Annotated in this window: 23 protein-coding genes; 9 read left to right on the plus strand and 14 right to left on the minus strand. The window is 72.8% G+C overall.

The window, feature by feature from the left end:
* The first annotated feature begins 6 nt into the window (after positions 1-6).
* Both E4P43_RS10605 and E4P43_RS10610 read left to right on the plus strand, forming a co-directional pair.
* Positions 7-501, plus strand: coding sequence for a hypothetical protein (locus tag E4P43_RS10605; RefSeq protein WP_135145414.1), 495 nt, complete (start codon positions 7-9; stop codon positions 499-501).
* Positions 498-1388 carry an MFS transporter permease gene (locus E4P43_RS10610; RefSeq protein ID WP_135145415.1) on the plus strand — a complete coding sequence of 297 codons (891 nt, stop codon included), beginning with the start codon at positions 498-500 and terminating at the stop codon, positions 1386-1388. Before E4P43_RS10605 ends, E4P43_RS10610 begins: the two co-directional genes overlap by 4 nt.
* Here the strand turns inward: E4P43_RS10610 and meaB are convergent.
* Together meaB and E4P43_RS10620 are read right to left on the minus strand one after the other, a co-directional pair.
* Positions 1352-2374: a methylmalonyl Co-A mutase-associated GTPase MeaB gene (meaB, locus tag E4P43_RS10615; RefSeq protein ID WP_245159068.1), complete on the minus strand. Its 1023-nt coding sequence runs from the start codon at positions 2372-2374 to the stop codon at positions 1352-1354. The two genes, E4P43_RS10610 and meaB, sit on opposite strands and share 37 nt — an antisense overlap.
* Positions 2371-3561 (minus strand): acetyl-CoA C-acetyltransferase, encoded by a 1191-nt coding sequence (locus tag E4P43_RS10620; protein WP_135145416.1) that lies wholly within the window; start codon positions 3559-3561, stop codon positions 2371-2373. The genes meaB and E4P43_RS10620 overlap by 4 nt, the downstream gene beginning before the upstream one ends.
* Before the next feature lie 217 nt (positions 3562-3778).
* Here E4P43_RS10620 and mce point away from each other — a divergent pair, with 217 nt between their 5' ends.
* The 4 genes from mce (at position 3779) to E4P43_RS10640 (ending at position 8336) form a co-directional block, all read left to right on the plus strand.
* Positions 3779-4255 carry a methylmalonyl-CoA epimerase gene (gene mce, locus E4P43_RS10625; RefSeq protein ID WP_135145417.1) on the plus strand — a complete coding sequence of 159 codons (477 nt, stop codon included), beginning with the start codon at positions 3779-3781 and terminating at the stop codon, positions 4253-4255.
* Between the two features lie 107 nt (positions 4256-4362).
* Positions 4363-5694, plus strand: a complete 1332-nt coding sequence (gene ccrA, locus E4P43_RS10630; protein WP_135145418.1) for a crotonyl-CoA carboxylase/reductase — start codon at positions 4363-4365, stop codon at positions 5692-5694.
* Positions 5695-5832: 138 nt separating this feature from the next.
* Positions 5833-7041, plus strand: a complete 1209-nt coding sequence (locus E4P43_RS10635; RefSeq protein ID WP_135145419.1) for a hypothetical protein — start codon at positions 5833-5835, stop codon at positions 7039-7041.
* Between the two features lie 29 nt (positions 7042-7070).
* A complete protein-coding gene (locus E4P43_RS10640; RefSeq protein WP_135145420.1) occupies positions 7071-8336 on the plus strand; it encodes a class F sortase in 1266 nt (421 codons plus the stop codon).
* A 7-nt stretch (positions 8337-8343) separates the two neighbouring features.
* On the opposite strand, the gene E4P43_RS10645 is transcribed toward E4P43_RS10640, so the two are convergent.
* The 3 genes from E4P43_RS10645 to nucS all read right to left on the minus strand — a co-directional run bounded on the left by E4P43_RS10645 (position 8344) and on the right by nucS (position 11187).
* Complete coding sequence (locus E4P43_RS10645) at positions 8344-8649, minus strand: hypothetical protein (RefSeq protein WP_135145421.1); 306 nt, start codon at positions 8647-8649, stop codon at positions 8344-8346.
* 3 nt (positions 8650-8652) lie between these two features.
* A complete protein-coding gene (locus E4P43_RS10650; protein WP_135145422.1) occupies positions 8653-10434 on the minus strand; it encodes a 3-hydroxybutyryl-CoA dehydrogenase in 1782 nt (593 codons plus the stop codon).
* Positions 10435-10515: 81 nt separating this feature from the next.
* A complete protein-coding gene (nucS, locus tag E4P43_RS10655) occupies positions 10516-11187 on the minus strand; it encodes an endonuclease NucS (RefSeq protein WP_135145423.1) in 672 nt (223 codons plus the stop codon).
* Positions 11188-11294: 107 nt separating this feature from the next.
* Here nucS and E4P43_RS10660 point away from each other — a divergent pair, with 107 nt between their 5' ends.
* Positions 11295-12494: an EAL domain-containing protein gene (locus E4P43_RS10660; protein WP_135145424.1), complete on the plus strand. Its 1200-nt coding sequence runs from the start codon at positions 11295-11297 to the stop codon at positions 12492-12494.
* 73 nt (positions 12495-12567) lie between these two features.
* On the opposite strand, the gene E4P43_RS10665 is transcribed toward E4P43_RS10660, so the two are convergent.
* On the minus strand, positions 12568-13926 hold the full coding sequence (locus E4P43_RS10665) for a dicarboxylate/amino acid:cation symporter (RefSeq protein ID WP_135145425.1): 1359 nt from the start codon (positions 13924-13926) through the stop codon (positions 12568-12570).
* Between the two features lie 219 nt (positions 13927-14145).
* Entirely contained in the window at positions 14146-16164 is a 2019-nt protein-coding gene (locus tag E4P43_RS10670) for a protein meaA (RefSeq protein WP_135145426.1), read from the minus strand.
* Between the two features lie 95 nt (positions 16165-16259).
* Between E4P43_RS10670 and E4P43_RS10675 the strand changes: the two genes are divergently transcribed.
* A complete protein-coding gene (locus tag E4P43_RS10675) occupies positions 16260-16562 on the plus strand; it encodes a hypothetical protein (protein ID WP_135145427.1) in 303 nt (100 codons plus the stop codon).
* Between the two features lies 1 nt (position 16563).
* On the opposite strand, the gene murA is transcribed toward E4P43_RS10675, so the two are convergent.
* A complete protein-coding gene (murA, locus tag E4P43_RS10680; protein WP_135145428.1) occupies positions 16564-17844 on the minus strand; it encodes a UDP-N-acetylglucosamine 1-carboxyvinyltransferase in 1281 nt (426 codons plus the stop codon).
* Between the two features lie 69 nt (positions 17845-17913).
* Here murA and E4P43_RS10685 point away from each other — a divergent pair, with 69 nt between their 5' ends.
* Positions 17914-18525 (plus strand): cob(I)yrinic acid a,c-diamide adenosyltransferase, encoded by a 612-nt coding sequence (locus E4P43_RS10685; RefSeq protein WP_135145429.1) that lies wholly within the window; start codon positions 17914-17916, stop codon positions 18523-18525.
* Between the two features lie 7 nt (positions 18526-18532).
* Here the strand turns inward: E4P43_RS10685 and E4P43_RS10690 are convergent, their stop codons facing one another.
* The 6 genes from E4P43_RS10690 to atpA all read right to left on the minus strand — a co-directional run bounded on the left by E4P43_RS10690 (position 18533) and on the right by atpA (position 23982).
* On the minus strand, positions 18533-18934 hold the full coding sequence (locus E4P43_RS10690; RefSeq protein ID WP_135145430.1) for a DUF2550 domain-containing protein: 402 nt from the start codon (positions 18932-18934) through the stop codon (positions 18533-18535).
* Positions 18935-18961: 27 nt separating this feature from the next.
* Positions 18962-19351: a F0F1 ATP synthase subunit epsilon gene (locus tag E4P43_RS10695; RefSeq protein ID WP_135145431.1), complete on the minus strand. Its 390-nt coding sequence runs from the start codon at positions 19349-19351 to the stop codon at positions 18962-18964.
* Between the two features lie 143 nt (positions 19352-19494).
* The gene (locus E4P43_RS10700) at positions 19495-19683 is read right to left on the minus strand and encodes a hypothetical protein (RefSeq protein ID WP_135145432.1); all 189 of its coding nucleotides are present in this window, start codon (positions 19681-19683) and stop codon (positions 19495-19497) included.
* Positions 19684-19869: 186 nt separating this feature from the next.
* Positions 19870-21315: a F0F1 ATP synthase subunit beta gene (gene atpD, locus E4P43_RS10705; protein WP_135145433.1), complete on the minus strand. Its 1446-nt coding sequence runs from the start codon at positions 21313-21315 to the stop codon at positions 19870-19872.
* Between the two features lie 54 nt (positions 21316-21369).
* Complete coding sequence (locus E4P43_RS10710) at positions 21370-22341, minus strand: F0F1 ATP synthase subunit gamma (protein ID WP_135145434.1); 972 nt, start codon at positions 22339-22341, stop codon at positions 21370-21372.
* Positions 22342-22344: 3 nt separating this feature from the next.
* The gene (gene atpA / locus E4P43_RS10715; protein WP_135145435.1) at positions 22345-23982 is read right to left on the minus strand and encodes a F0F1 ATP synthase subunit alpha; all 1638 of its coding nucleotides are present in this window, start codon (positions 23980-23982) and stop codon (positions 22345-22347) included.
* Between the last annotated feature and the right edge of the window lie 24 nt (positions 23983-24006).

Consider the following 24006-nt stretch of genomic DNA (forward strand, 5'->3'; position numbering starts at 1 on the left):
GGCTGCGTGCCAGCCCTCCCGACCGCCGCGGACCCGCGGACGGACCTCGAGCCGCAGCGGCTGACCCCGGCCGGCCGTCGCTGGCGGCTGGTCGCCGCCGGGATCGTGCTCGCCCTGCTGCTCGGCGGCACCGTCTGGGGTGACGACGACGAGTTCCCGTTCGGCCCGTTCCGGATGTACTCCACCCGCGCCGACCCGAACGCCGCCGTCATCTCGACCCGCACCGTCGGGCTGACCGCCGAGGGCGAGGAGATCCGGCTCTCCGGGGGCGAGGTCGGGTTGCGGCGTGCCGAGTTCGAGGGCCAGGTGCCCCGGGTCCGGGAGGAGCCGGAGCTGCTCGGCCTGCTGGCCGAGGCCTACGCCGAGCGGCACCCGCAGGCGCCCGAGCTGGTGGCGGTGCAGGTCGTGCAGCGCCGGTTCGAGCTGGTCGACGGCCGGCAGACCGGCGACTTCACCGACCGCGTGCTGGTCGAGTACGTGCTGGAGGACGACGGAGCATGAGCACCACCACGCCCACCGGCGCCGTGAGCGGCTGGTTCTTCCGGCCGGTCCCGCTGGCGCGCATCGCCGTCTTCCGGGTGATCGCCTACCTCTTCATCCCGGTCGACGTCTTCCTCACCACCGCGTGGGTCCGGGCACACGCCCACGTGCCCACCGAGTGGTACCAGCCGCTGCTCATCGGCCGGCTGCTGCCGCTGCCCACGCCCACCGAAACCGTGGTGACGGTCGTGCAGTGGGCGCTCGTGGCCGCCGCGCTGGCCGCCGCCACGGGTCGCGCCCCCCGGCTCCTCGGGACGGCCGTCTTCCTCCTCTACATGGAGTGGATGGTCATCGCCATGAGCTACGGCAAGGTCGACCACGACCGGATCGCCTTCCTCGTGGCCCTCGCGGTGCTGCCGACCATCGGCCGCGCGCGGTTCCGCGACCGGCGGCCGTCGGAGGCGGCCGGCTGGGCGATGGCCGCCGTCCTGGTCACCGTGATGCTCACGTACTTCCTCGCCGCCTGGGCGAAGGTCCGCTTCGGCGGCTGGGACTGGCCGACCGGCTCGACCCTCACCCGCGCGGTGATGCGCCGCGGGACCCCGCTGTCGGACTGGACCCTGGAGCTGCCCTGGCTGCTGGGCACCGCGCAGTGGGTGATGCTCGTCCTGGAGTTCCTGGCGCCGCTGATGCTGCTCGTCCGCAGCGACCGGGCACGGATCGGCCTGGTGCTCTTCCTGCTCGGCTTCCACCTGATGGTCTACGCGGGCGTGACCATCATCTTCCTGCCGCACTGCGTGGCGATCCTGTCGATCCTCCCCTGGGAGCGGCTGGCGGCCCGGTGGCGGACGCCCGCCCTCCCGGCGGCGGGTCAGAGCTGGGCGAGCAGCTCGTCGGCGGCGCGGTAGGGGTCGGTCGTCCCGTCGACGACCTGGCCGGCCAGCGCCTCGAGCGCCGCCGACCCCCGGATGTCACCGATCCGCTCGCGCAGCGTGGCCAGCGCGATCGCCTCGATCTCGCGGGCGGCCCGCTCGGCGCGCCGGCGCCGGCCCTCGCCGGTGGACTCCAGCCACCCGCGGTGCTCCTGGATCTTCTCCAGCACGCCGTCGACCCCGTTGTCGGTGTCGCGCGAGGCGACGGTCCGGCAGATGGGCGGGCGCCAGTTGCCGGCCTCGGAGTGCCGGCCGCCGAGGGACTGCATGTAGCGCAGGTCGCGGACCGTCTGGTCGGCGCCGTCCCGGTCGGCCTTGTTGACGACGAAGACGTCGGCGACCTCGAGGATGCCGGCCTTGGCCGCCTGGATGCCGTCGCCCATGCCCGGGGCGACGAGCACCAGCGTGGTGTCGGCCAGGGAGGCGATCTCGAGCTCCGACTGCCCCACGCCGACGGTCTCGATGAGCACGACGTCGCAGCCGGCGGCGTCGAGCACCCGCAGCGCCTGCGGGGTCGCCCAGGACAGGCCGCCGAGGTGGCCGCGCGAGGCCATCGACCGGATGAAGACGCCGCTGTCGCCGGCGTGGTCCTGCATGCGCACCCGGTCGCCGAGCAGCGCGCCGCCGGAGAACGGGGACGACGGGTCGACGGCCAGCACGCCGACGCGCTTGCCGGCCTGGCGCAGCGCGCGGACCAGCGCCGTCGTCGACGTGGACTTCCCGACGCCCGGGGAGCCGGTGAGGCCGATGACCTGGGCGTTGCCGGTGTGCGGCGCGAGCGCCGCGGCGACCTCGCGCAGCGCGGGGCTGGCGTCCTCGACCAGGGAGATCAGCCGCGCCACCGACCGCGCGTCCCCCTCGCGGGCGCGCTCGACCAGCGTCGGGACGTCGACGGAGCGACGCCCCCGCCGCCCCTGGGGAGCGGCGGGGGCGTCGGTCTGGACGGCGGTGCCGTCCGTCACGCCTTGGCGGGCGCGTGCAGGATCAGGGCGTCGCCCTGGCCACCGCCGCCGCACAGCGCGGCGGCACCGACCTTGGCGCCGCGGCGACGCAGCTCCAGCGCGACGTCGAGGACGACGCGGGCGCCGCTCATGCCGACCGGGTGGCCCAGGGCGATCGCGCCGCCGTTGGGGTTCACCTTCTCCGGGTCGATGCCGAGCTCGCGGGTGGAGACGATCGCGACGGCGGCGAACGCCTCGTTGAGCTCGACGACGTCGAGGTCCTTCGGGTCGATGCCCTCGCGCTCGCAGGCCTTCTGGATGGCCCGCGACGGCTGGCTCTGCAGCGTGGCGTCCGGGCCGGCGACGACGCCGTGCGCACCGATCTCGGCGATCGGCTCGATGCCCAGCTCGGCTGCCTTGGCGGCGCTCATGACCACGACCGCGCAGGCGCCGTCGGAGATCTGCGAGGCGGTGCCGGCGGTGATGGTGCCGTCCTTGGCGAACGCCGGCTTCAGCTTGGCCAGGCTCGCTGCGGTGGTGTCGGGGCGGATGCCCTCGTCGTCGGTGAACTCGATCGGGTCGCCCTTGCGCTGCGGGATGAGCACCGGGGTGATGGCCTCGGCGAAGACGCCGTCCTTGTGCGACCGCGCGGCCTTCTGGTGGCTGGCGGCGGCGAACTCGTCCTGCTCCTCGCGGGTCAGGTCGTAGCGGCTGTTCGCCTGCTCGGTCAGCACGCCCATGGCGACCTGGTCGAAGGTGTCGGAGAGGCCGTCGTGGGCCATCGAGTCGACGAGCATGGTGTCGCCGTACTTCGTGCCGGTGCGCGAGTTGGCCAGCAGGTGCGGCGCCTGGGTCATCGACTCCATGCCGCCGGCGACGACGACGTCGTACTCGCCGGCGCGGATGAGCTGGTCGGCCATCGCGATGGCGGAGAGCCCGGAGAGGCAGACCTTGTTGATGGTCAGCGCCGGGACCGACATGGGGATGCCGCCCTTGACCGCGGCGGGCCGGGCGGGGTTCTGGCCGGCGCCGGCCTGGATGACCTGGCCCATGATCACGTACTCGACCTGGTCGCCGGAGATGCCGGCGCGCTCGAGCGCGGCCTTGATGGCGACGCCGCCGAGGTCGGCCGCCGAGAAGTCCTTGAGCGAGCCGAGGAGCCGGCCCATCGGGGTACGGGCGCCGCTGACGATGACCGAGCGGGACATGCTGCCTCCAGTGCCGGGCCGCCGCCGGTGGCGACCACGTTGTCGGGACGCACCGCGAACGGCCGCGACCGGAGGGGTCGCGACCAGGCACGGCGCCGGGCCTTGCGGGGAAGGATAGGACGGTGCACCGGCGTGCGGCAGGCCGAGTTCACGCGGACGGGGTGAGGCGCACCACTTCCGGCTGTCGTCTCAGACGTCTTGACGGCACTATGCCCGCGTGACCACCAACGACGCCGATCACGGCAGCACCCCGACGGGCCTGCCCGCGGGCCTGTTCACGACCATCGACCACGTGGGCATCGCCGTCCCCGACCTGGACGAGGCGATCGCCTTCTACGCCCAGGCCTTCGGCGTGCACTCCGTGCACGAGGAGACCAACGAGGAGCAGGGCGTCCGCGAGGCGATGCTCGCGGTGGGCGACGGCGACACCCGCATCCAGCTGCTCGCGCCGCTCACCCCCGAGTCGACGATCGCCAAGTTCATCGGCCGCTCCGGCCCCGGCCTGCAGCAGCTGGCCTTCCGGGTGGAGGACGTCGACGCCGTCAGCGCCACGCTGCGCGAGCGGGGCCTGCGCCTCCTCTACGACGTGCCCAAGCGCGGGACGTCGGACAGCCGCGTCAACTTCATCCACCCGAAGGACGCCGGCGGCGTGCTGGTCGAGCTCGTCGAGCCGGCCGCCCGCACCACGCACTGACCGCAGTGCACCGGGCTGTTACCCATCGGTAACATCTGCCCACCCGCACCACCGCACGGCCCTCCGAGCCCGGCCGAACGACGGCCGCAGACGACCCGGGAGTACGCGTGAACGAGATCAGGGACGCCATCCTCGCCGACCAGCTGGACGCGCTGGGCGGCCTGGCTGTGCCGGAGTCCTACCGCGCCGTGGTGGTGCGCAAGGACGAGCAGGACATGTTCGAAGGGGTCGCCACCAGGGACAAGGACCCCCGCAAGTCGCTCCACGTCCAGGAGGTCGCCACCCCCGAGCTGGGCCCCGGCGAGGCGATCGTCGCCGTCATGGCCTCCTCGGTGAACTACAACACCGTCTGGACGTCGATCTTCGAGCCGGTGTCGACCTTCGGCTTCCTCGAGCGCTACGGCCGGGTCTCCGAGCTCACCAAGCGCCACGACCTGCCGTACCACATCGTCGGCTCCGACCTGGCCGGCGTCGTGCTGCGCGTGGGCCCGGGCGTGAACAAGTGGAAGCCGGGCGACGAGGTCGTCGCGCACTGCCTCTCCGTGGAGCTCGAGGACCCGGCCGGCCACGACGACACGATGATGGACCCGCAGCAGCGGATCTGGGGCTTCGAGACCAACTTCGGCGGCCTGGCCGAGATGGCGCTGGTCAAGAGCAACCAGCTGATGCCGAAGCCGGCGCACCTCTCCTGGGAGGAGGCCGCCGCCCCCGGCCTGGTCAACTCCACCGCCTACCGGCAGCTGGTCAGCCGCAACGGCGCCCACATGAAGCAGGGCGACACCGTGCTGATCTGGGGCGCCTCGGGCGGCCTGGGCTCCTACGCCACGCAGATGGCGCTCAACGGCGGCGCGATCCCGGTGTGCGTCGTCAGCAGCCCGGAGAAGGCCGAGATCGTCCGCAAGATGGGCGCGGAGCTGATCATCGACCGCTCCAAGGAGGGCTACAAGTTCTGGAAGGACGAGAACACCCAGGACCCCAAGGAGTGGCAGCGCCTGGGCAAGAAGATCCGTGAGCTGACCGGTGGCGAGGACGTCGACATCGTCTTCGAGCACCCCGGCCGCGAGACCTTCGGCGCCAGCGTCTACGTCGCCAAGAAGGGCGGCACGATCGTCACCTGCGCCTCGACGACCGGCTACATGCACCAGTACGACAACCGGTACCTGTGGATGAACCTGAAGAACATCCTCAGCTCCCACTTCGCCAACTACAAGGAGGCGTGGGAGGCCAACCGGCTCATCGACAAGGGCCTGATCCACCCGACCCTGTCGAAGGTGTACCCGATGGAGGAGGTCGGCCAGGCCGCCCTCGACGTCCACCGGAACGCCCACCAGGGCAAGGTCGGCGTCCTGACCCTCTCCCCCGAGGAGGGCCTCGGCGTCAAGGACGCCGAGAAGCGCGCGAAGCACATCGACGCGATCAACCGCTTCCGCGGCGTGTGACCCCTCCGGTGGGGCCGGCGACCCGCCGGCCCCACCGGGAACCCCTGCCCCGCGTGTCACCAGGGACGTCCGGGACAGCTGGGAACTGGACCCCCGGGGGACGGTGACGACGCCTCCCCCTTCTGCGAGGATGAGTGCATGACCGACCCCCGCCGCGATCTCCCGATGCACGAGGCCCAGCACTCGTTCGACGTCGTCCTGCGGGGGTACGACCGCAGCCAGGTGGCGGAGACGATCGAGCGGCTCGAGGCCGACTTCCGGATCGCCCTGGCCGACCGCGACGCCGCCGTCGCCCGCACCGCCGACATGGCCGGCCAGCTCTCCGCGCTGCACGGCGAGGTCGAGGCGCTGCGCCGCAAGGCCGCGACCCAGGCCGCGCCGACGTTCGAGAACATCAGCGAGCGCATCCAGCACATGCTCCAGCTGGCCGAGGAGGAGGCGGCGGAGATCCGCCGCGCCGCCGAGGTCGACGCCATGGCCGTCCGCGAGCAGACCGCCGCCGAGGAGCGCGCCCTGCTCGAGCGGCACGCCGCCGGTCAGGCCGAGGTCGAGCGGATGCTCGCCGAGGCCCGCCACACCGCCGAGCAGATCGCGCAGAAGGCCCAGATCCGGGCCGACGAGCTGGTCGCCAAGGCGCAGGAGCGCGTCGCCCGGCTCGACGCCGAGTCCCAGGCCCGCCGCGCCAAGGTCGAGGAGGACTTCGACATCGCGCAGCGCGCCCGTCGCGCCGAGGCCGCCCGGGTCGAGGAGGAGCGCGAGCGCGTCTCCACCCAGGCCGCCCGCCAGCGCATCTCGGCCGCCGAGCAGCACGCCGCGCAGCTCGTCGCCGAGGCCGAGGCCCGCGCCGAGGCCATCCGCGACGTCCGCGACGAGCTCACCTCCCGCCTGGTGCAGGCCCGCCGCCTGCTGGACGGCCTGCCCGACCTCAGCGACCGCCCGCAGCAGGCTCGCGAGGAGGCCCCGGCCGCCGCGCAGCAGCCCGCCCCGCAGCAGGCCGCGCCGCAGCAGGCTCCCGCCGAGCCCGCCGCCGCGGCCCAGCCCGCTCCCGCGGCCCAGCCCGCTCCCGCGGCCCAGCCGCCGGCGCAGGTCGCCGGGCCGCAGACCGGGCAGCAGCCCGCCGTCCAGGTCACCCGTGGCGAGGGCGAGGCCGCCGCGGCCCGCCAGCCCACCCGGACCGACCCGGCGACGGCGACGTTCCCGGCGGCCACCCCGCAGCGGCCCGGCGAGCCCTCCACCCGGCAGCTGCCCATGCCGAACCGCCAGGCTGCGACCACCGGCTCGACCGCCGCGTCGCAGGCCGAGAGCACCCAGGCGATCGAGCAGCCCGTGGGCCAGGGCCGCTCCTGACCCCCACGCACCACCCGACGACAGCCCGCGTGCCTCCGGACCACCCGGTCCGGACGGCCCGCGGGCTGTCGGTCGTCCTGGGCGTGCTCCTGGCGCTGCTGGTCGCGCTCCCCGCTCCCCCGGCCGCGGCCGAGGAGCCGCGCCCCGGCCTGCTGCGCATCGCCCACCTCTCCCCCGACACCCCGCGGGTGGACGTCGCGGTGACGCCGGCCGCCGCTCCCGGGCAGGTCCTCACCGACCCCGGCCCCGTCGTGGCTCCGGCCCTGGGCTACGGCGCCGTGGGCGGCTACCGGGAGCTGCCGCCCGGCGGGTACGCGGTGAGCGTCCGGGCCGCCGGCGGCACCGGCGCCCCGGTCCTGTCCGCGCGCGTGGACGTGGCTCCGGGCCAGGCCCGCACGGTGGTCGTCGGCGGAGCGTTCGCCGACCTCGCGCTCAGCACCGTGGACGACGACCTCGGCGCTCCCCCGGCCGGGGCCGCCCGCGTGCGGGTCCTCGCCGCGACGGGGAGCGGCCCCGTCGACGTCGCGGTGGTCGGCGGCCCGGTGCTCGCCTCCGGCCTCGCGCCGGGTGCCGCCGCGACACCTGTCGACGTACCTGCCGGCCGGTACCGCGTGGCCGCGACCGGGGCACGCGACGAGCCGGCCCTGGAGCTCCAGGCCGGGTCCGTGGTGACCGCGCTCGTGCTCGACGGCGCCGACGGCACGGTGCTGCGCACCGTGCTGGACGCCGCCGGGCCCTCGGTGCGGCCGGTCGGCGGTGTGGAGGCCGGCGGGAGATCCCGGACGCCCGCCAGGGGCCTGCGCGGCATCGTCGCCGCGCTCACCGCGGCCGCCGCGCGTGCCGAGGCCCAGCCCGCGGCCCCGGTGCGCCTCCGCCTGCCCTCCCTCGGTGTCGACGCCGGGCTGGCCGGCGCCGGCCTCGACGCCACCGGCGCGCTCGTCCCGCCGGCGGACCCCGCGACGGTCGGCTGGTTCACCGGTGGCCCGCGGCCCGGGGAGACCGGCCCCGCTGTCGTGACCGGCCACGTCGACTGGGCCGGGCGCCCCGGGACCCTGCACCGGCTCGGCGCGGTGGTCGTCGGCGAGGAGGTCCTGGTGGACCGCGCCGACGGCAGCACCGTCGGCTTCCGGGTCACCGCGGTGGACAGGTACGCCAAGGCGGCGTTCCCCACCGAGAAGGTCTACTCCCCCACGGCCGGCGCCGAGCTGCGGCTCGTCACCTGCGGCGGCCCGTTCGACCCGGTGGTCGGCAGCTACCGCGACAACGTCGTCGTCACCGCGGTGCGGGTGGGCTGAGACGGGCTCAGCGCCGGTGGGACCGCGCCCGCCAGCAGGTCGCGTGCCAGTGGCGGCGCCAGTCCGCCGCGGAGTCGACGTCCCAGGGGTCCAGGTCGGAGTTCCGCGCGTAGGCCGGCCAGGTCACCACGTGCGGCGTGCCCGGCCGGATCTCCTGGTCGCAGCCCGGGCACCGGTAGGTCTTCCCGGTGGCCGAGCCGGTGAGGGGGCGGACGACCCAGTCGCCGTCGGCGGCCTCCTCGACCGCCTCGACGCGACGAGCCGGCTCGCGACCCGTAGGTCTCGAGCCGGCTCGTGGACGGCGACGGGGCACCCGTCAGCGGGTGGCGTAGTCCCGGAACCCGCGACCGGTCTTGCGCCCCAGGTAGCCGGCGGTGACCAGGTGCTCGAGCAGCGGCGCCGGCGCGAAGCCCGGCTCGCGGAACTCGGTGTAGAGCTCGCGCTCGATGGCCAGCGAGACGTCCAGCCCGACGACGTCGAGCAGCTCGAAGGGCCCCATCGGGTAGCCGCAGCCCACCTTCATGGCGGCGTCGATGTCGTCGGCGGTCGCGTAGTGCGCCTCGAGCATCTTCACCGCGTCGTTCAGGTACGGGAAGAGCAGCGCGTTGACGATGAAGCCGGCGCGGTCGGTGCAGGAGACCGCGTGCTTCTTCAGCTTCGCCGAGACCGCGTGGATCGTGGCGGCCACGTCGGGCGCGGTGGAGATCGTGGAGACGACCTCGACCAGCTTCATGACCTGGGCCGGGTTGAAGAAGTGCATGCCCACGACGTCGGCCGGACGGCCGCTGGCCTTGGCGCACTCGATCACCGGGAGGCTCGAGGTCGTGGTGGCCAGCACCGCGCCGGGCTTGGCGATCTCGCCGAGGTTGGCGAACAGCGCCTCCTTGACCGGGAGCGACTCGACGACGGCCTCGATGACCAGGTCGCGGTCGGCCAGGTCGTCCAGCGAGGTCGTGCCGGTGACGCGGCCGAGGATCTCGTCGCGGGCGGCCTCCTCGAGGCGGCCGCGCTGCACCTGCTTCTCCAGCGACTTGGCCAGGGCCTTGTGCACGGCCTCCACCTTCTCCGCCGCGCGGGCGACGAAGACGACGTCGTAGCCACCCTTGGCGACGACCTCGATGATGCCGGTGGCCATCGTGCCGGAGCCGACGACGCCGACCGTGCGGACGTCGCGGGCGCCCTCGGCGGCACCGCCCGGGGTGGGCGTCTGCGCATCCGCGACGACCTCGGCCGAGCCCGGCTCGGCGTAGGTGTAGAAGCCGCGCCCGGACTTCCGGCCCAGCAGGCCCGCGGTCATCATCTGCTTGATGATCGGGCTGGGCGCGTGCAGCCGGTTGCGCGACTGCTTGTACATCGTGTCGAGGATCTCGTAGGCGGTGTCGATGCCGATGAGGTCCATCAGGGAGAGCGGGCCCATCGGCAGGCCGCAGCCCAGCCGCATGGCGGCGTCGATGTCCTCGCGGGAGGCGTAGCGGTTCTCGAACATCGAGACGGCGTGGTTGAGGTAGCCGAACAGCAGCGCGTTGGCGATGAAGCCGGCGCGGTCGCCGATGGTCACGTCGACCTTGCCCAGCCGCTCGGCCAGCGCCTCGACCTCCTCGACCACCGACGGCTCGGTGACGACGGTCTGCACGACCTCGACCAGCTTCATGACCGGGGCCGGGTTGAAGAAGTGCATGCCGATGACCTTGCTCGGCCGGCCGGTGACGACCGACAGCTCGGTGACCGAGAGGCTCGAGGTGTTGGTCGCCAGGATGGTGTCCGGCGGGCAGATCTTGTCCAGCTTGGCGAAGAGCTCGGCCTTGAGCTCCATCCGCTCCGGCACGGCCTCGATGACCAGCTCGGCGTTCCCCAGGTCCTCCAGCGAGGAGGTGAACCGGATGCGCTCGAAGATCGCGTCGCGCTCGGCGGCGTCCAGCTTGCCGCGGGCCACGGCCCGGTCGGTGGACTGCTCGACGTGGCTGCGGCCACGCGCCAGCGCGTCCTCGTCGACCTCGACGGCGGTGACGGAGAGCCCCGCCCGCGCGAGCACCTCCGCGATGCCGGCACCCATGGTGCCCAGCCCCACGACGCCGACCTCGTTCAGTTCCCTGGCCACGTTGCCATCTCCCATCGCCGGTGATCGCGGGCAGTCTCTCACCTGCTGTTTCCGGCCGCGCGGGGGCTACCCGCCGGTAACTCAGAAGAGGCGCTGGGTGGGGTCGTCGGTGCCCTTGAGGACCGCGTAGTCCACGGTCACGCACTCGATGCCGCGGTCGGTGGCCAGCACGCGCGCCTGCGGCTTGATCTCCTGCGCGGCGAACACCCCGCGCACCGGCGCGAGCAGCGGGTCCCGGTTGAGCAGCTCCAGGTAGCGGGTCAGCTGCTCCACGCCGTCGATCTCACCGCGGCGCTTGATCTCCACCGCGACGACCCCACCGTCGGCGTCGCGGCACAGGAGGTCCACCGGACCGATCGCCGTGGGGTACTCGCGGCGCACCAGCGACCAGCCCGCGCCGAAGGTCTCCACGTGCAGCGCGAGCAGCCGCTGCAGCTCGGCCTCGACGCCGTCCTTCTGCAGGCCCGGGTCCACCCCGAGCTCGTGGGCGTGGTCGTGCAGCACCTCGTCGATGCTGATGACCAGCTGCTCGCCGGCCTTGTTGGTGACCGTCCAGGTGCCGGAGCCGTCGGCCAGCTCCTCCTTGAGCGAGCACGGCGGGCTCATCCAGTTCAGCGGCTTGTAGGCCCGGTCGTCGGCGTGCACGGACACCGACCCGTCGGCCTTGACCAGCAGCAACCGGATCGCCATGGGCAGGTGGGCGGTGAGCCGGCCGATGTAGTCGACCGAGCAGCGGGCGATGACCAGACGCACGGGCGCCGACGGTACCTGCCCGCCCCGGGGCCCGGCGCCCCGCACTTCCGGAAAGAAAACGGCCCGCAACGTGGTGACCGGCGCCACTACCACCGAGAATGGTGGACGTGAGCTCTGCGGGGGTCGTGGGCGAGGGGTCGCCCCTCACGGGCGACTGGGTGCACTGGCTCCTGGACGCGGCGCGCGCTCGCCTGGGCATGGAGATCGCGTGGGTCTCGGTCTTCAGCGAGGGACGGCAGCTGATCACCTCGGCGGTGGGCGACCTGGCGGCCATGAACGTGCACGAGGGCATGAGCGCGCCGCTGGAGGGCTCGTACTGCGTGCGGGTGCTCAGCGGCCAGCTGCCGCCCGTGGTCACCGGCGCGGGCCGGGACCCGCGCACCCGCGACCTGGACGTCACGGCCGACCTGAGCATCGGCTCCTACGTGGGCGCGCCGGTCCGGGACGCCGACCAGCGCCCGGTGGGCATGCTCTGCTGCCTGAGCCGCGACCCCGGCACGCACCTGGACTCGGAGTCGGCGCGGACCGTGGAACTGCTGGCCGACCTCATCAGCGACCACCTGCGCAGCGGGTCGGCCGCGGCCGCGCGCGACCTGGCGGCCAGGAAGGAGCGGGTGCGCTCGTTCCTCGCCACCGGCGCCGTCGTCACGCACCTCCAGCCGGTGGTGGAGATGGGTACCGGCGCCGTCGTCGGGCACGAGGCGCTCAGCCGCTTCCCCGGCTGGAAGGGCCCCGACACCGCGGGGCTGTTCAGCGAGGCCGCCGCGGTCGGCCTGGGGGTGGAGCTGGAGGAGGTCTCGGCCCGGACCGCGCTGGCGGCGGCCCGTCGGCTCCCGGAGGGCCTGACCCTCGCGGTGAACCTCTCCCCCGAGGCGCTCACCTGCGACTCGGTGCTGGACCTGCTCCTCGCCCACCGGGACTGCGCCCTGGCGGTCGAGATCACCGAGCACAGCCGGATCGACGACTACGACGCGGTGCTCGCGGCCACGGCCCGGCTGCGGCACGAGGGCATCGGGGTGGGCGTGGACGACGCAGGTGCCGGCTACGCGAGCCTGCGGCACATCCTGCGGCTGCAGCCCGACGTCATCAAGCTCGACATCGGGCTGGTGATGGGGCTGCACACCGACCCCGCGCGCCAGGCGATGACCTCGGCGATGGTCGCCTTCGCCGAGGAGACCGGCGCCCGCCTGGTCGCCGAGGGCGTCGAGGAGGAGGCCGAGCGGGAGGCGCTGCTCTCCCGCGGGGTCCGGTACGGGCAGGGCTACCTCTTCGGCCGGCCCCGCCCGGCGGCCGACGTCCTGGTCTGACCCGGCCCGCGGACGACGACGGGCCCGGACCCCTCGCGCGAGAGGTCCGGGCCCGTCGGGGCGTGCGACGTGCTCAGGCGGTCACGGGCTGGCGCAGGTCGGCGTCGACGCCGCTCTGCTCCTCCACCTTGGCCAGCGGGTCCACCGTCGACGTCGAGTTGTAGCGCTCGACGTCGAGGATGCCCTCGCGCTTGGCGACGATGGTCGGGACCAGCGCCTGGCCGGCCACGTTCACCGCGGTGCGGCCCATGTCGAGGATCGGGTCGATGGCCAGCAGCAGCCCGACACCGGCCAGCGGGAGGCCCAGCGTGGACAGCGTGAGGGTCAGCATGACCACCGCGCCGGTGACGCCCGCCGTCGCCGCCGAGCCGATGACCGACACGAGCGCGATGAGCAGGTAGTCGGTGACCGATAGGTCCACGCCGAAGAACTGGGCCACGAAGATCGCCGCCAGCGCCGGGTAGATCGCGGCGCAGCCGTCCATCTTCGTCGTCGCACCGAGCGGCACGGCGAACGAGGCGTAGGACCGCGGGACGCCGAGGTTCTGCTCGGTCACCCGCTCGGTCACCGGCAGGGTGCCGATCGAGGAGCGGGAGACGAAGGCCAGCTGGATGGCCGGCCAGGCGCCGGCGAACCAGCGCAGCGGCGAGAGGCCGTGGGCCTTGAGCAGCACCGGGTAGACGACGAACAGCACCAGGGCCAGGCCCGCGTAGACAGCGCCGGCGAAGACGCCGAGCGAGCCGAGGGAGTCCCAGCCGTAGCTGGCGACGGCGTTGCCGATCAGGCCGACGGTGCCGACCGGGGCCAGCAGGATGACCCACCAGAGCACCTTCTGGACGATCGCCAGGGCAGAGCGCACGAAGCCGAGGAACGGCTCGGCGGCCGCGCCGACCTTGAGGACGGCGACCCCTATGGCGATCGAGATGACGATCAGCTGGAGCACGTTGAACGACAGCCCGACCGAGCCGTCGTCACCGGCGGAGGCCTGCAGGCCGAGGATGTTGCTCGGGACCAGCCCGGTGAGGAAGTCCCACCAGCCGCCGGTCTTCCCGGGCGGGGTCGCCGCGGCGGCGTCGACCGAGCTGTTGCGGCCGGGCTCGGTGAGCAGGCCCAGGCCGATGCCGATCGCGACGGCGACCAGCGCGGTGATGCCGAACCACAGCAGCGTCTGGCCGGCCAGGCGGGCGGCGTTGGAGACCTGCTTGAGGTTGGCGATCGAGACGATGACGGCGGTGACGACCAGCGGCGGCACCAGCGCCTTGAGCAGCGCCACGAAGCTGCTGCCGATGGTCTGGAGGGTGCTGGTCAGCCAGTTCGGCGAGCCGTCGGCGACGGGGCCGATCTCGCGGGCGACGAGCCCGAGGGCGACGCCGACCACGAGGGCGAGGAGCACCTGCGCCGCGAAGGGGACGCGGCGGAGACGAGCGAGCACGGGGGTTTCCGTTCTGGGGAGGGGTGGAGGGGCCGGGGGCGTCTCAGCCCCGACAGCGGTCCACCGTGACGCGGCAGTTGTCGACGATGCGACGCCGCGTCAGTCCCCAGATGTTCTGCACGCGTAGGTCAGTGCGTGGGCCCCTCCCGGCATTCCGGGTGTGCCCGGGTTCACCCGGTCGGGTGCGGGGGCGCCGGGCGGCGCCCCCGCACGACCGGGTCAGACGCCCGCGGGCACCTTGTCGTCGAGGCCGTGGGCCTCGCGGATCACGTCCACGACCTGGCCCATGATGTCGTTCAGGCCGAAGTCCTTCGGCGTGAAGACGCGGGCCACGCCCTGCTCGCGCAGCCGGCGCGCGTCGCTGTCGGGGATGATCCCGCCGACGACCACGGGGACGTCGTCCAGACCGGCGTCCTTCAGCCCCTGGAGGACCGCCGGCACCACCTGCAGGTGCGAGCCGGACAGCACCGACAGGCCGACGACGTGCACGTCCTCCTCGACGGCGGCCGAGACGATCTGCGCGGGCGTGAGCCGGATGCCCTGGTAGATGACCTCGAAGCCGGCGTCCCGCGCGCGCACGGCGATCTGCTCGGCACCGTTGGAGTGGCCGTCGAGCCCCGGCTTGCCGACGAGGAAGCGCAGCCGGCCGCCGATCTCGTCACCGGTGGCCCGCACCCGGTCGCGGACCTGGGTGAGCGTCTCGTCGGCCTCTCCGCCGCCGGTGGCGGCGGAGACGCCGGTCGGCGCCCGGTACTCGCCGAAGACCTCGCGCAGCACCCCGGCCCACTCCCCCGTCGTGACGCCCGCGCGGGCGCACTCGAGGGTCGCCTCCATGAGGTTCTCGTCGGTGCCGGCGGCCTGGCGCAGCCGCTCCAGCGCGCGCTCCACCGGCTCCGGGTCCCGCTCGGCGCGCCACTTCTTCACCGCCTCCTGGGCGGCGGCCTCGACGGCCGGGTCGACCGTCATGATCGCCGTGTCGAGGTCCGCGGTGAGCGGGTTGGGCTCGGTGGTGTCGAACTTGTTGACGCCGACGACGACGTCCTCGCCGCTCTCCATCTTCCGGCGGCGCTCGGCCAGCGAGGCGACCAGCTGGCCCTTCATGTAGCCGGACTCGACGGCGGCGACCGCGCCGCCCATCTCCTGCACGCGGGCGATCTCGGCGCGGGCGCCCTCGAGGATCTCCGCGACCTTCTTCTCCACGACGACGGAGCCGGTGAACAGGTCCTCGTACTCGAGCAGGTCGGTCTCGTAGGCCAGCACCTGCTGCAGCCGCAGCGACCACTGCTGGTCCCAGGGCCGGGGCAGGCCCAGCGCCTCGTTCCAGGCCGGCAGCTGCACCGCGCGGGCGCGGGCGTCCTTGGACAGGGTCACCGCGAGCATCTCCAGCACGATGCGCTGGACGTTGTTCTCCGGCTGCGCCTCGGTCAGGCCCAGCGAGTTCACCTGGACGCCGTAGCGGAAGCGGCGGTGCTTGGGGTCCTCGACGCCGTAGCGCTCCTTCGTCAGCTCGTCCCAGAGCTGGGTGAAGGCGCGCATCTTGCACATCTCCTCGACGAAGCGGACGCCCGCGTTGACGAAGAAGGAGATGCGCGCGACGACCTCGCCGAACTTCTCCTGCGGCACCTGGCCCGAGTCGCGGACGGAGTCCAGGACGGCGATGGCGGTGCTGATGGCGTAGGCGATCTCCTGCTCCGGCGTCGCCCCGGCCTCCTGCAGGTGGTAGCTGCAGATGTTCGTCGGGTTCCACTTCGGCATGGCGGTGACCGTGTAGGCGACCATGTCGGTGATCAGCCGCATCGAGGGAGCCGGCGGGAAGACGTAGGTCCCCCGCGACAGGTACTCCTTGATGATGTCGTTCTGCGTCGTCCCGGCCAGCTTGGCGACGTCGTGCCCGTGCTCCTCGGCGACGGCCTGGTAGAGCGCCAGCAGCCACATCGCGGTCGCGTTGATGGTCATCGACGTGTTCATCTCGTCGAGCGGGATGCCGTCGAAGAGCGCACGCATGTCACCGATGTGCGTGACGGGGACGCCGACCTTGCCGACCTCGCCGCGCGCGAGCTCGTCGTCGGGGTCGTATCCGGTCTGCGTCGGCAGGTCGAAGGCGACCGAGAGACCGGTCTGCCCCTTCGCCAGGTTGCGCCGGTACAGGGCGTTGGACTCGGCCGGCGAGGAGTGGCCGGCGTAGGTGCGCATGACCCAGGGACGGTCGCGCTCCTTCGGCGATGAAGGGAACGGCATGTCGCGGAAGTGTAGGGCGGTTACCCGTCGGTAGCAGCCCCGCCGCCGGCAGGTGTGCGGTGGCACACTCGTTCGGGGGGCGAGAGGAGGCGACGGTGGCGTACGACGTCGTGGCACCGCTGGTGGCGGTGGCCGTCCTGGCCGGGCTCGTCCTGTTCACCCGGTGGGCGTTCGCCGGCCGCGCCGCGCCCGCGCGCCCCGGGGACGACGGGCTGCTCACCCGGGTGGCGACGCTGGCCCGCCGCGAGTCGGCCCTCCAGCTGCGCGCCGTGCTCTCCGACGCCGGGATCCGCTCCACGGTCCGCTTCCCCGCCGCCCACCGGGCGGAGGTGCTGGTCTTCCCCGAGGACGCCGACCGCGCCCGAGCGCTGGCGGCCTCCTTCCCCGGCAGGACCTGACTCAGCCGGGGCGCTGGGTCCGCTCGACGTGGGCGCCCAGGCCGCGCAGCTGCTCGACGAAGTCGGGGTAGCCGCGGTCCACGTGGTAGGCGTCCTGCACCTCGGTGACGCCGTCGGAGCACAGCCCCGCCAGCACCAGGCCGGCGCCGGCGCGGATGTCGCTGGCGAGCACCGGCGCGCTGGAGAACCGCTCGCGCCCGCGGACGACGGCGTGGTGCCCGTCGATCCGGATGTCCGCGCCGAGCCGCACCAGCTCGTTGACGAACATGAACCGGCCCTCGAACACGTTCTCCGTGATGAGCGCCGTCCCCGTCGAGACGGCGGCCAGGGCCACCGCCATGGGCTGCAGGTCGGTCGGGAAGCCGGGGTAGGGCAGCGTGACGACGTCGACGCAGCGGGGCCGGTCGTCCATCGACACGCGGATCCCGTCGGGCAGCGCCTCCACGCTCGCCCCGGCGTCGGTCAGCTTGTCCAGCGCCACGGAGAGGTGCTCGGCCACGCCTCGCTCGACGACGACGTCGCCGCGGGTCATGACCGCCCCGATCGCCCAGGTGCCGGCCACGATCCGGTCGGGCACGGTCGTGTACTCCACCGGGGCGAGGGACTCCACGCCCTCCACGGTGATCGTCGAGGTCCCGGCGCCGTCGATCCGGGCGCCCATCGCGCTGAGCATCCGGCAGAGGTCGACGATCTCCGGCTCGCGGGCGGCGTTGTCCACCACCGTCGTCCCCTGCGCGAGGATCGCGGCCATCACCAGGTTCTCGGTGGCGCCCACCGAGGGGAAGTCCAGCCAGATCGAGGCACCCGACAGCCGCGGCGCGGTCGCGATGAGGAAGCCGTGCTCGCTGATGATCGTCGCGCCGAGCCGCTCGAGGCCGGAGATGTGCATGTCCAGGCCGCGGGACCCGATCGCGTCACCGCCCGGCAGCGCCACGCGCGCGCTGCCGCAGCGGGCCACCAGCGGGCCGAGCACGTTGATCGAGGCGCGCATCCGGCGGACCAGGTCGTAGTCGGTCTCGGTCGACGGCTTCTCCGGCACGTCGATCGTCAGCCGGCCGCCCCCGCCGCTCCCGGGCGTCCGCACGTAGGAGACCTCGCAGCCCAGGCGGCGCAGGACCTCGCTCATGATCGTGACGTCGAGGATGTCGGGGACCTCGTCGATGGTCGACCGACCGGTCGCCAGCAGCGTCGCCGCCATCAGCTTGAGCGCGCTGTTCTTGGCGCCGGTCACCCGAACCCGGCCGGCCAGCCGCGTGCCTCCGGTCACCTCGAAGCAGTCCACCGGACCACCCTACGCACCGGATGCCGACCTTCCGTCCCGGACACGGGGCGCCCCGCCTAGGCTCCGCGCATGACCGTCCGGCTGACCCGCATCTACACGAAGACCGGCGACGCCGGTCAGACGCACCTCGGCGACATGAGCCGGGTGGCGAAGACCGACCCTCGGCTGGTCGCCTACGCCGACGTGGACGAGGCCAACAGCGCGATCGGCACGGCGCTGGCCCTGGGACAGGTGCAGCCGGCCATCGCCGAGCTGCTGCGCAGCATCCAGAACGACCTTTTCGACGTCGGCGCGGACCTGTGCACCCCGATCACGGAGAACCCGGCGTACCCGCCGCTGCGGGTCACCGCGGAGTACACCGAGCGCCTCGAGGCGGCCTGCGACGAGTACAACGAGCAGCTGCCCAAGCTCAACAGCTTCATCCTGCCGGGCGGGACGCCGGCGGCCGCGCTGCTGCACCAGGTCCGGGTGGTCGTGCGCCGGGCCGAGCGCAACGTGTGGGCGCTGCTGGAGGCCGACGCCGAGCGCACCAACGCCGAGACGGCGCGCTACCTCAACCGGCTCTCGGACCTGGTCTTCATCCTCGCCCGGATGGCCAACCCGGACGGCGACATCCTGTGGGAGCCGGGCGCGCACAGCGGCGTGCACAAGCAGCGCGCCGCGAGCGCCGGGGAGAGCTGAGCGGGGGCTAGGCGCCCGGCGGAGCCGACTCCACCCACGAGAGGAAGCCGGTCAGGGTCGAGGGCTCCATCGCCAGCTGGCAGGGGCCCTCCGCCGTGCTGCACTCCAGCACCACGACGTCGCCGGGCAGGGCGAGGTCGTCACGGCCCGCCGAGCGCTGGGACTGCACCCGGAACCCGGCCCGGCACAGGCGCCGCTGCGGGCGCACCGACAGCGACAGCGCCCGGTACCAGAGGAGGGCGTCGCCGCCGTACCAGGCCACACCCACCGACCAGCGCGGCGAGTTCTCGGGGCGGAACCACATGGTCACCGCCCCCAGGCCGGACAGCAGGAACCTGCGGCGGAGCAGGAAGACGACGACGACCAGCAGCAGCAGGACGCCGAGCAGGACCAGCAGGCCCGTTGTCATGCCGCTACGTCCTGCGCCCGACCAGGGTCAGACGCTCTCGCCGGCTGCCCTCAGGCGGGACTGCGCACGGCGCAGCGCCGCCTGCGCCTCGGGGTCGTCGCCCTCGCCCTCGGCGCGGCGCAGCGCCTCACGGGCGCGCTCGACGTCGATCTCGGAGGAGATCTCCGCGGTCTCGGCCAGGATGGAGACGCCCTCGCCGGTGATGGAGAGGAAGCCGCCGTGGGCGGCGACGACGAGGTCCTCGCCCTCGACGGTGCGGATCGTGACGACGCCGCCGTCGGCCAGCTGGGCCAGCGTGGGCGCATGGCCGGCCAGCACGCCGAGCTCGCCCTCGGTGGTGCGGGCGATCACGGTCGTGGCCTCGCCGGACCAGATCTTGCGCTCGACGGCCACCAACTCGACCTGCAGGGTCGCCACGACACTCCTCGGGGTCCACCCCTTCGCCGAGGAAGGGTGCGGTGCGTACGGTCCGCCGGCCCGGGAGCCGACGGCGGATGCCCTCACTGTAGCGGCGTGTCGCCCGGTGCCCCCGGCCCGGGTCCGCGCAGGCGGGAGGCCGGTCAGGCCGCGCGACGGTAGAGCAGGGTCCAGCGACCGACCCGCACCCACGGGTGGCGCACGCACGTGGGCGGCGCCCAGCCCTCGGTGTCGAACGACGTGCCGGGCACCGTGACCGGCGCGTACGGCGGCCACGTCCAGTCGCCGGTCCCCCGGTCGGGGAGGCCCGGCACCGCGCGGTCCTGCTCCACGTCGTCCCTCGCTCCGGCGCCCGTCCCTCGGGCGCGCCTGGGTGGATGGTCGGCAGGAACGGGCCCGTTCCGCAGAGGCGCGGGCCGTGAATCACCCGTTCGGGGTACGGATCCGCCGGACCGTCCCCGGGAACGGCGACGGCCGGGCCCCTCGCGGGGACCCGGCCGTCGTCGTCGGCTGAGGTGTCAGGCCTTCTTCAGCTTGTCGGCGTTGCGCTCGAGGTCCTCGAGGCCACCGCACATGAAGAACGCCTGCTCCGGCACGTGGTCGTAGGTGCCCTCGGTGAGCGACTTGAAGGCCTCGAGGGTCTCCGAGAGCGGCACGAAGGAACCGGGCTGACCGGTGAAGGCCTCGGCGACGAACATGTTCTGCGAGAGGAAGCGCTCGATGCGCCGGGCACGGTTGACCGTGACCTTGTCCTCCTCGGAGAGCTCGTCGATGCCGAGGATGGCGATGATGTCCTGCAGCTCCTGGTAGCGCTGCAGGATCCGCTGCACCTCGCGGGCGATGGAGTAGTGCTCCTGCCCGACGTACTGCGGGTCGAGGATCCGGCTGGTGGAGTCCAGCGGGTCGACGGCCGGGTAGATGCCCTTCTCCGAGATCGGACGGGAGAGAACCGTCGTCGCGTCGAGGTGGGCGAAGGTCGTGTGCGGCGCCGGGTCGGTGATGTCGTCGGCGGGCACGTAGATCGCCTGCAGCGAGGTGATCGAGCGACCCCGGGTCGAGGTGATCCGCTCCTGGAGCAGACCCATCTCGTCGGCCAGCGTCGGCTGGTAGCCCACGGCGGACGGCATGCGGCCCAGCAGGGTCGACACCTCCGAGCCGGCCTGGGTGAACCGGAAGATGTTGTCGATGAAGAGCAGCACGTCCTGGTTCTGCTCGTCGCGGAAGTACTCCGCCATCGTCAGCGCCGAGAGGGCCACGCGGAGACGCGTGCCCGGCGGCTCGTCCATCTGGCCGAAGACCAGGGCGGTCGACTCGATGACGCCCGACTCGGTCATCTCCGTGATGAGGTCGTTGCCCTCGCGGGTGCGCTCGCCGACACCGGCGAACACCGACACACCACCGAACTCCTGCGCGACCCGACGGATCATCTCCTGGATGAGCACCGTCTTGCCGACGCCGGCACCACCGAACAGACCGATCTTCCCGCCGGCCACGTAGGGCGTGAGCAGGTCGATGACCTTGATGCCGGTCTCCAGCATCTCGGTGCGGCCCTCGAGCTGGTCGAACCGCGGCGCGTGGCGGTGGATCGACCAGTGCGGGGCGTCCTCGGCGTAGCCGGGCTGGTCGAGGCAGTCGCCGAGGGCGTTGAACACGTGGCCCTTGGTGACGTCACCGACGGGAACCATGATCGGATTGCCGGTGTCGCTCACCTCGGCCCCGCGGACCAGGCCGTCGGTCGGCTGCATCGAGATGGTGCGGACGACGTTCTCGCCCAGGTGCTGCGCGACCTCGAGGGTCAGCTTCTTGCTGAGGTCGGCGAGCGTGACGTCGACCTTCAGCGCGTTGAACAGGTCCGGCATCGCGTCGCGGGGGAACTCGACGTCGACGACCGGCCCGGTGACCCGCACGACGCGGCCGGTGGCCTGCGTCTGCGAGCTGGTCGGACGGTCCTCGGTGACGGTCATCTGTACTGCTCTCCTGCCCTGGGGCGTAGGGATGTCTGAGGTGGGGTCTGGGGGTCAGTCGCCGGCGTTGGACGAGACCAGCGCGTCGGCGCCGCCGACGATCTCGCTGATCTCCTGGGTGATCTCCGCCTGGCGGGCCTGGTTGGCCTGCCGGGAGAGGTTCTTCGCCAGCTCCTCGGCGTTGTCGGACGCCGACTTCATCGCCCGGCGGCGCGACGCGGACTCCGACGCCGCCGACTCGAGCATCGCCGCGTAGATGCGCGTGGTGATGTACTTCGGCAGCAGCGCGTCGAGCAGGCCCTCGGCCGAGGGCTCGAACTCGTAGGACGCCTGGAGACCGTCGCCCCCGGAGACGCCCTTCTCACGGTCCTCCCGCTCGTAGTCGAACTCCTCGACCTCCTCGACCTCCAGCGGAGCCATCCGCTTGGCGACCGGGACCTGCGCGAGCAGGGAGCGGAACTCGGTGTAGACGATGTGCAGCTCGTCCACGCCCAGGATGCCGTCGGCACCCGCACCGCCGTCCTCGTCGTCGGCGCCGGCGGTGAAGGCCTCGATGAGGACGCGGCCCACCTCCTGCGCGTCGGGGTAGTTCGGCTGCTCGGAAAACCCGGTGAAGGTGTCGGCCATCTCGCGGTCGCGGAAGGAGTAGTAGGTCTCCCCCTTCCGGCCGACCACGTACAGGACCGGCTCCTTGCCCTCCTGCCGGAGCAGCGAGAGCAGCTCCTCGGTCCGCCGGAGCACGTTCACGTTGTACGAGCCGGCGAAGCCGCGGTCGGAGGTGATCACCAGGACGGCCGCCCGGCGCGGGTTCTCGCGCTCGGTCAGCAGCGGGTGGTCGAGGCTGGCCGAGGAGGCCAGCGCCGACAGGACCCGCGTGATCTCCCGGGCGTACGGCTTGGACGCCTCCACCCGGGCCTGGGCGCGCACGATGCGGGCACCGGCGATCAGCTCCTGAGCCGAGAAGATCTTCTTCGTCGACTGCGTGGAGCGGATGCGGCGCCGCAGCGCGCGGAGAGAACCGGCCATGGGTCAGCTGCCCCGCTTGACCTGGACGCGCTCCTGGCCACGCTCCGAGGCGTCCATGGCCTCGGCCTCGGGCTCGTTGCCCGCCAGGGTCTCGCCCTCGCCCGTGGTGAACTGGCCGTAGAAGGTCTCCACGGCCCGCTCCAGGCTGCCGATGGTGTCGTCGTCGAGCTTCTTCGACTCGCGGATGGTGTCGAAGATGGCGTTGTCACCGCGACCGATGAAGTCGAGGAACTCGGACTCGAAGCGGCGCACGTCGGAGACCGGCACGCGGTCCAGCTTGCCGGTGGTGCCGAGCCACAGGGAGACGACCTCGCGCTCGACCGAGTACGGCGAGTACTGGCCCTGCTTGAGCAGCTCGACCAGGCGCTGACCGCGGTCCAGGGTGGCCCGGCTGGAGGCGTCGAGGTCGGAGGAGAAGGACGAGAACGCCTCCAGCTCGCGGTACTGGGCCAGGTCCAGGCGCAGACGGCCGGCGACGGACTTCATCGCCTTGATCTGGGCCGAGCCACCGACGCGGGACACCGAGATGCCGACGTTGATGGCGGGGCGGACACCGGAGTTGAACAGACCCGTCTCGAGGAAGATCTGCCCGTCGGTGATCGAGATGACGTTCGTCGGGATGTAGGCCGACACGTCGTTGCCCTTGGTCTCGATGAGCGGGAGACCCGTCATCGAGCCGGCGCCCAGGTCGTCGGAGAGCTTGGCGCAGCGCTCCAGCAGGCGGGAGTGCAAGTAGAAGACGTCGCCCGGGTAGGCCTCGCGGCCCGGCGGACGGCGCAGCAGCAGCGACACCGCGCGGTAGGCCTCGGCCTGCTTGGTGAGGTCGTCGAACACGATGAGGACGTGCTTGCCCTCGTACATCCAGTGCTGGCCGATGGCCGAGCCGGTGTAGGGGGCGATGTACTTGAAGCCGGCCGACTCCGACGCGGGGGCGGCGACGATGGTCGTGTACTCCATCGCGCCGGCCTCCTCGAGGGCGGAGCGGATGGAGGCAATCGTCGAGCCCTTCTGGCCGACGGCGACGTAGATGCAGCGCACCTGCTGCGCCGGGTCACCGGTCGCCCACGCCTGCTTCTGGTTGATGATCGTGTCGATCGCGATCGCGGTCTTGCCGGTCTGGCGGTCGCCGATGATCAGCTGGCGCTGGCCGCGGCCGATCGGCGTCATGGCGTCGATGGCCTTGATGCCGGTCTGCATGGGCTCGTGCACCGACTGGCGCTGGACCACGGTGGGGGCCTGCAGCTCCAGGGCGCGGCGGCCGCTGGTCTCGATGGCGCCGCCGCCGTCGATCGGGTTGCCCAGCGGGTCGACGACGCGGCCGAGGTACCCGTCGCCGACGGCCACGGAGAGGACCTCGCCGGTCCGGCGGACCTGCTGGCCCTCCTCGATGCCGGCGAAGTCACCCAGGATGACCACGCCGACCTCGCGGACGTCGAGGTTCAGCGCCAGGCCACGCACACCGCTCTCGAACTCGAGCAGCTCGTTGGTCATGACCGAGGGCAGGCCCTCGACACGCGCGATGCCGTCGCCGGCCTCGGTGACGATCCCGACCTCTTCACGGGATACGTCGGGCGAGTACTCGGTGACGTAGTTCTGGATGGCACTGCGGATCTCGTCTGCGGAGATCGTCAACTCGGCCATGGCTCTGAGTCCTCTTCCCTGCGG

The organism is Blastococcus sp. TF02A-35, assembly GCF_004571075.1.
Lineage (GTDB): Bacteria > Actinomycetota > Actinomycetes > Mycobacteriales > Geodermatophilaceae > Blastococcus.

Bases quoted from the DNA above. Each gene is read 5' to 3' on its own strand.
- E4P43_RS10610 (WP_135145415.1), top strand. From the start codon at position 498: ATGAGCACCACCACGCCCACCGGCGCCGTGAGCGGCTGGTTCTTCCGG.
- E4P43_RS10620 (WP_135145416.1), bottom strand. From the start codon at position 3,561: ATGTCCCGCTCGGTCATCGTCAGCGGCGCCCGTACCCCGATGGGCCGG.
- E4P43_RS10635 (WP_135145419.1), top strand. From the start codon at position 5,833: ATGACCGACCCCCGCCGCGATCTCCCGATGCACGAGGCCCAGCACTCG.
- E4P43_RS10670 (WP_135145426.1), bottom strand. From the start codon at position 16,164: ATGCCGTTCCCTTCATCGCCGAAGGAGCGCGACCGTCCCTGGGTCATG.
- E4P43_RS10685 (WP_135145429.1), top strand. From the start codon at position 17,914: ATGACCGTCCGGCTGACCCGCATCTACACGAAGACCGGCGACGCCGGT.
- E4P43_RS10690 (WP_135145430.1), bottom strand. From the start codon at position 18,934: ATGACAACGGGCCTGCTGGTCCTGCTCGGCGTCCTGCTGCTGCTGGTC.
- atpD (WP_135145433.1), bottom strand. From the start codon at position 21,315: ATGACCGTCACCGAGGACCGTCCGACCAGCTCGCAGACGCAGGCCACC.
- E4P43_RS10710 (WP_135145434.1), bottom strand. From the start codon at position 22,341: ATGGCCGGTTCTCTCCGCGCGCTGCGGCGCCGCATCCGCTCCACGCAG.
- atpA (WP_135145435.1), bottom strand. From the start codon at position 23,982: ATGGCCGAGTTGACGATCTCCGCAGACGAGATCCGCAGTGCCATCCAG.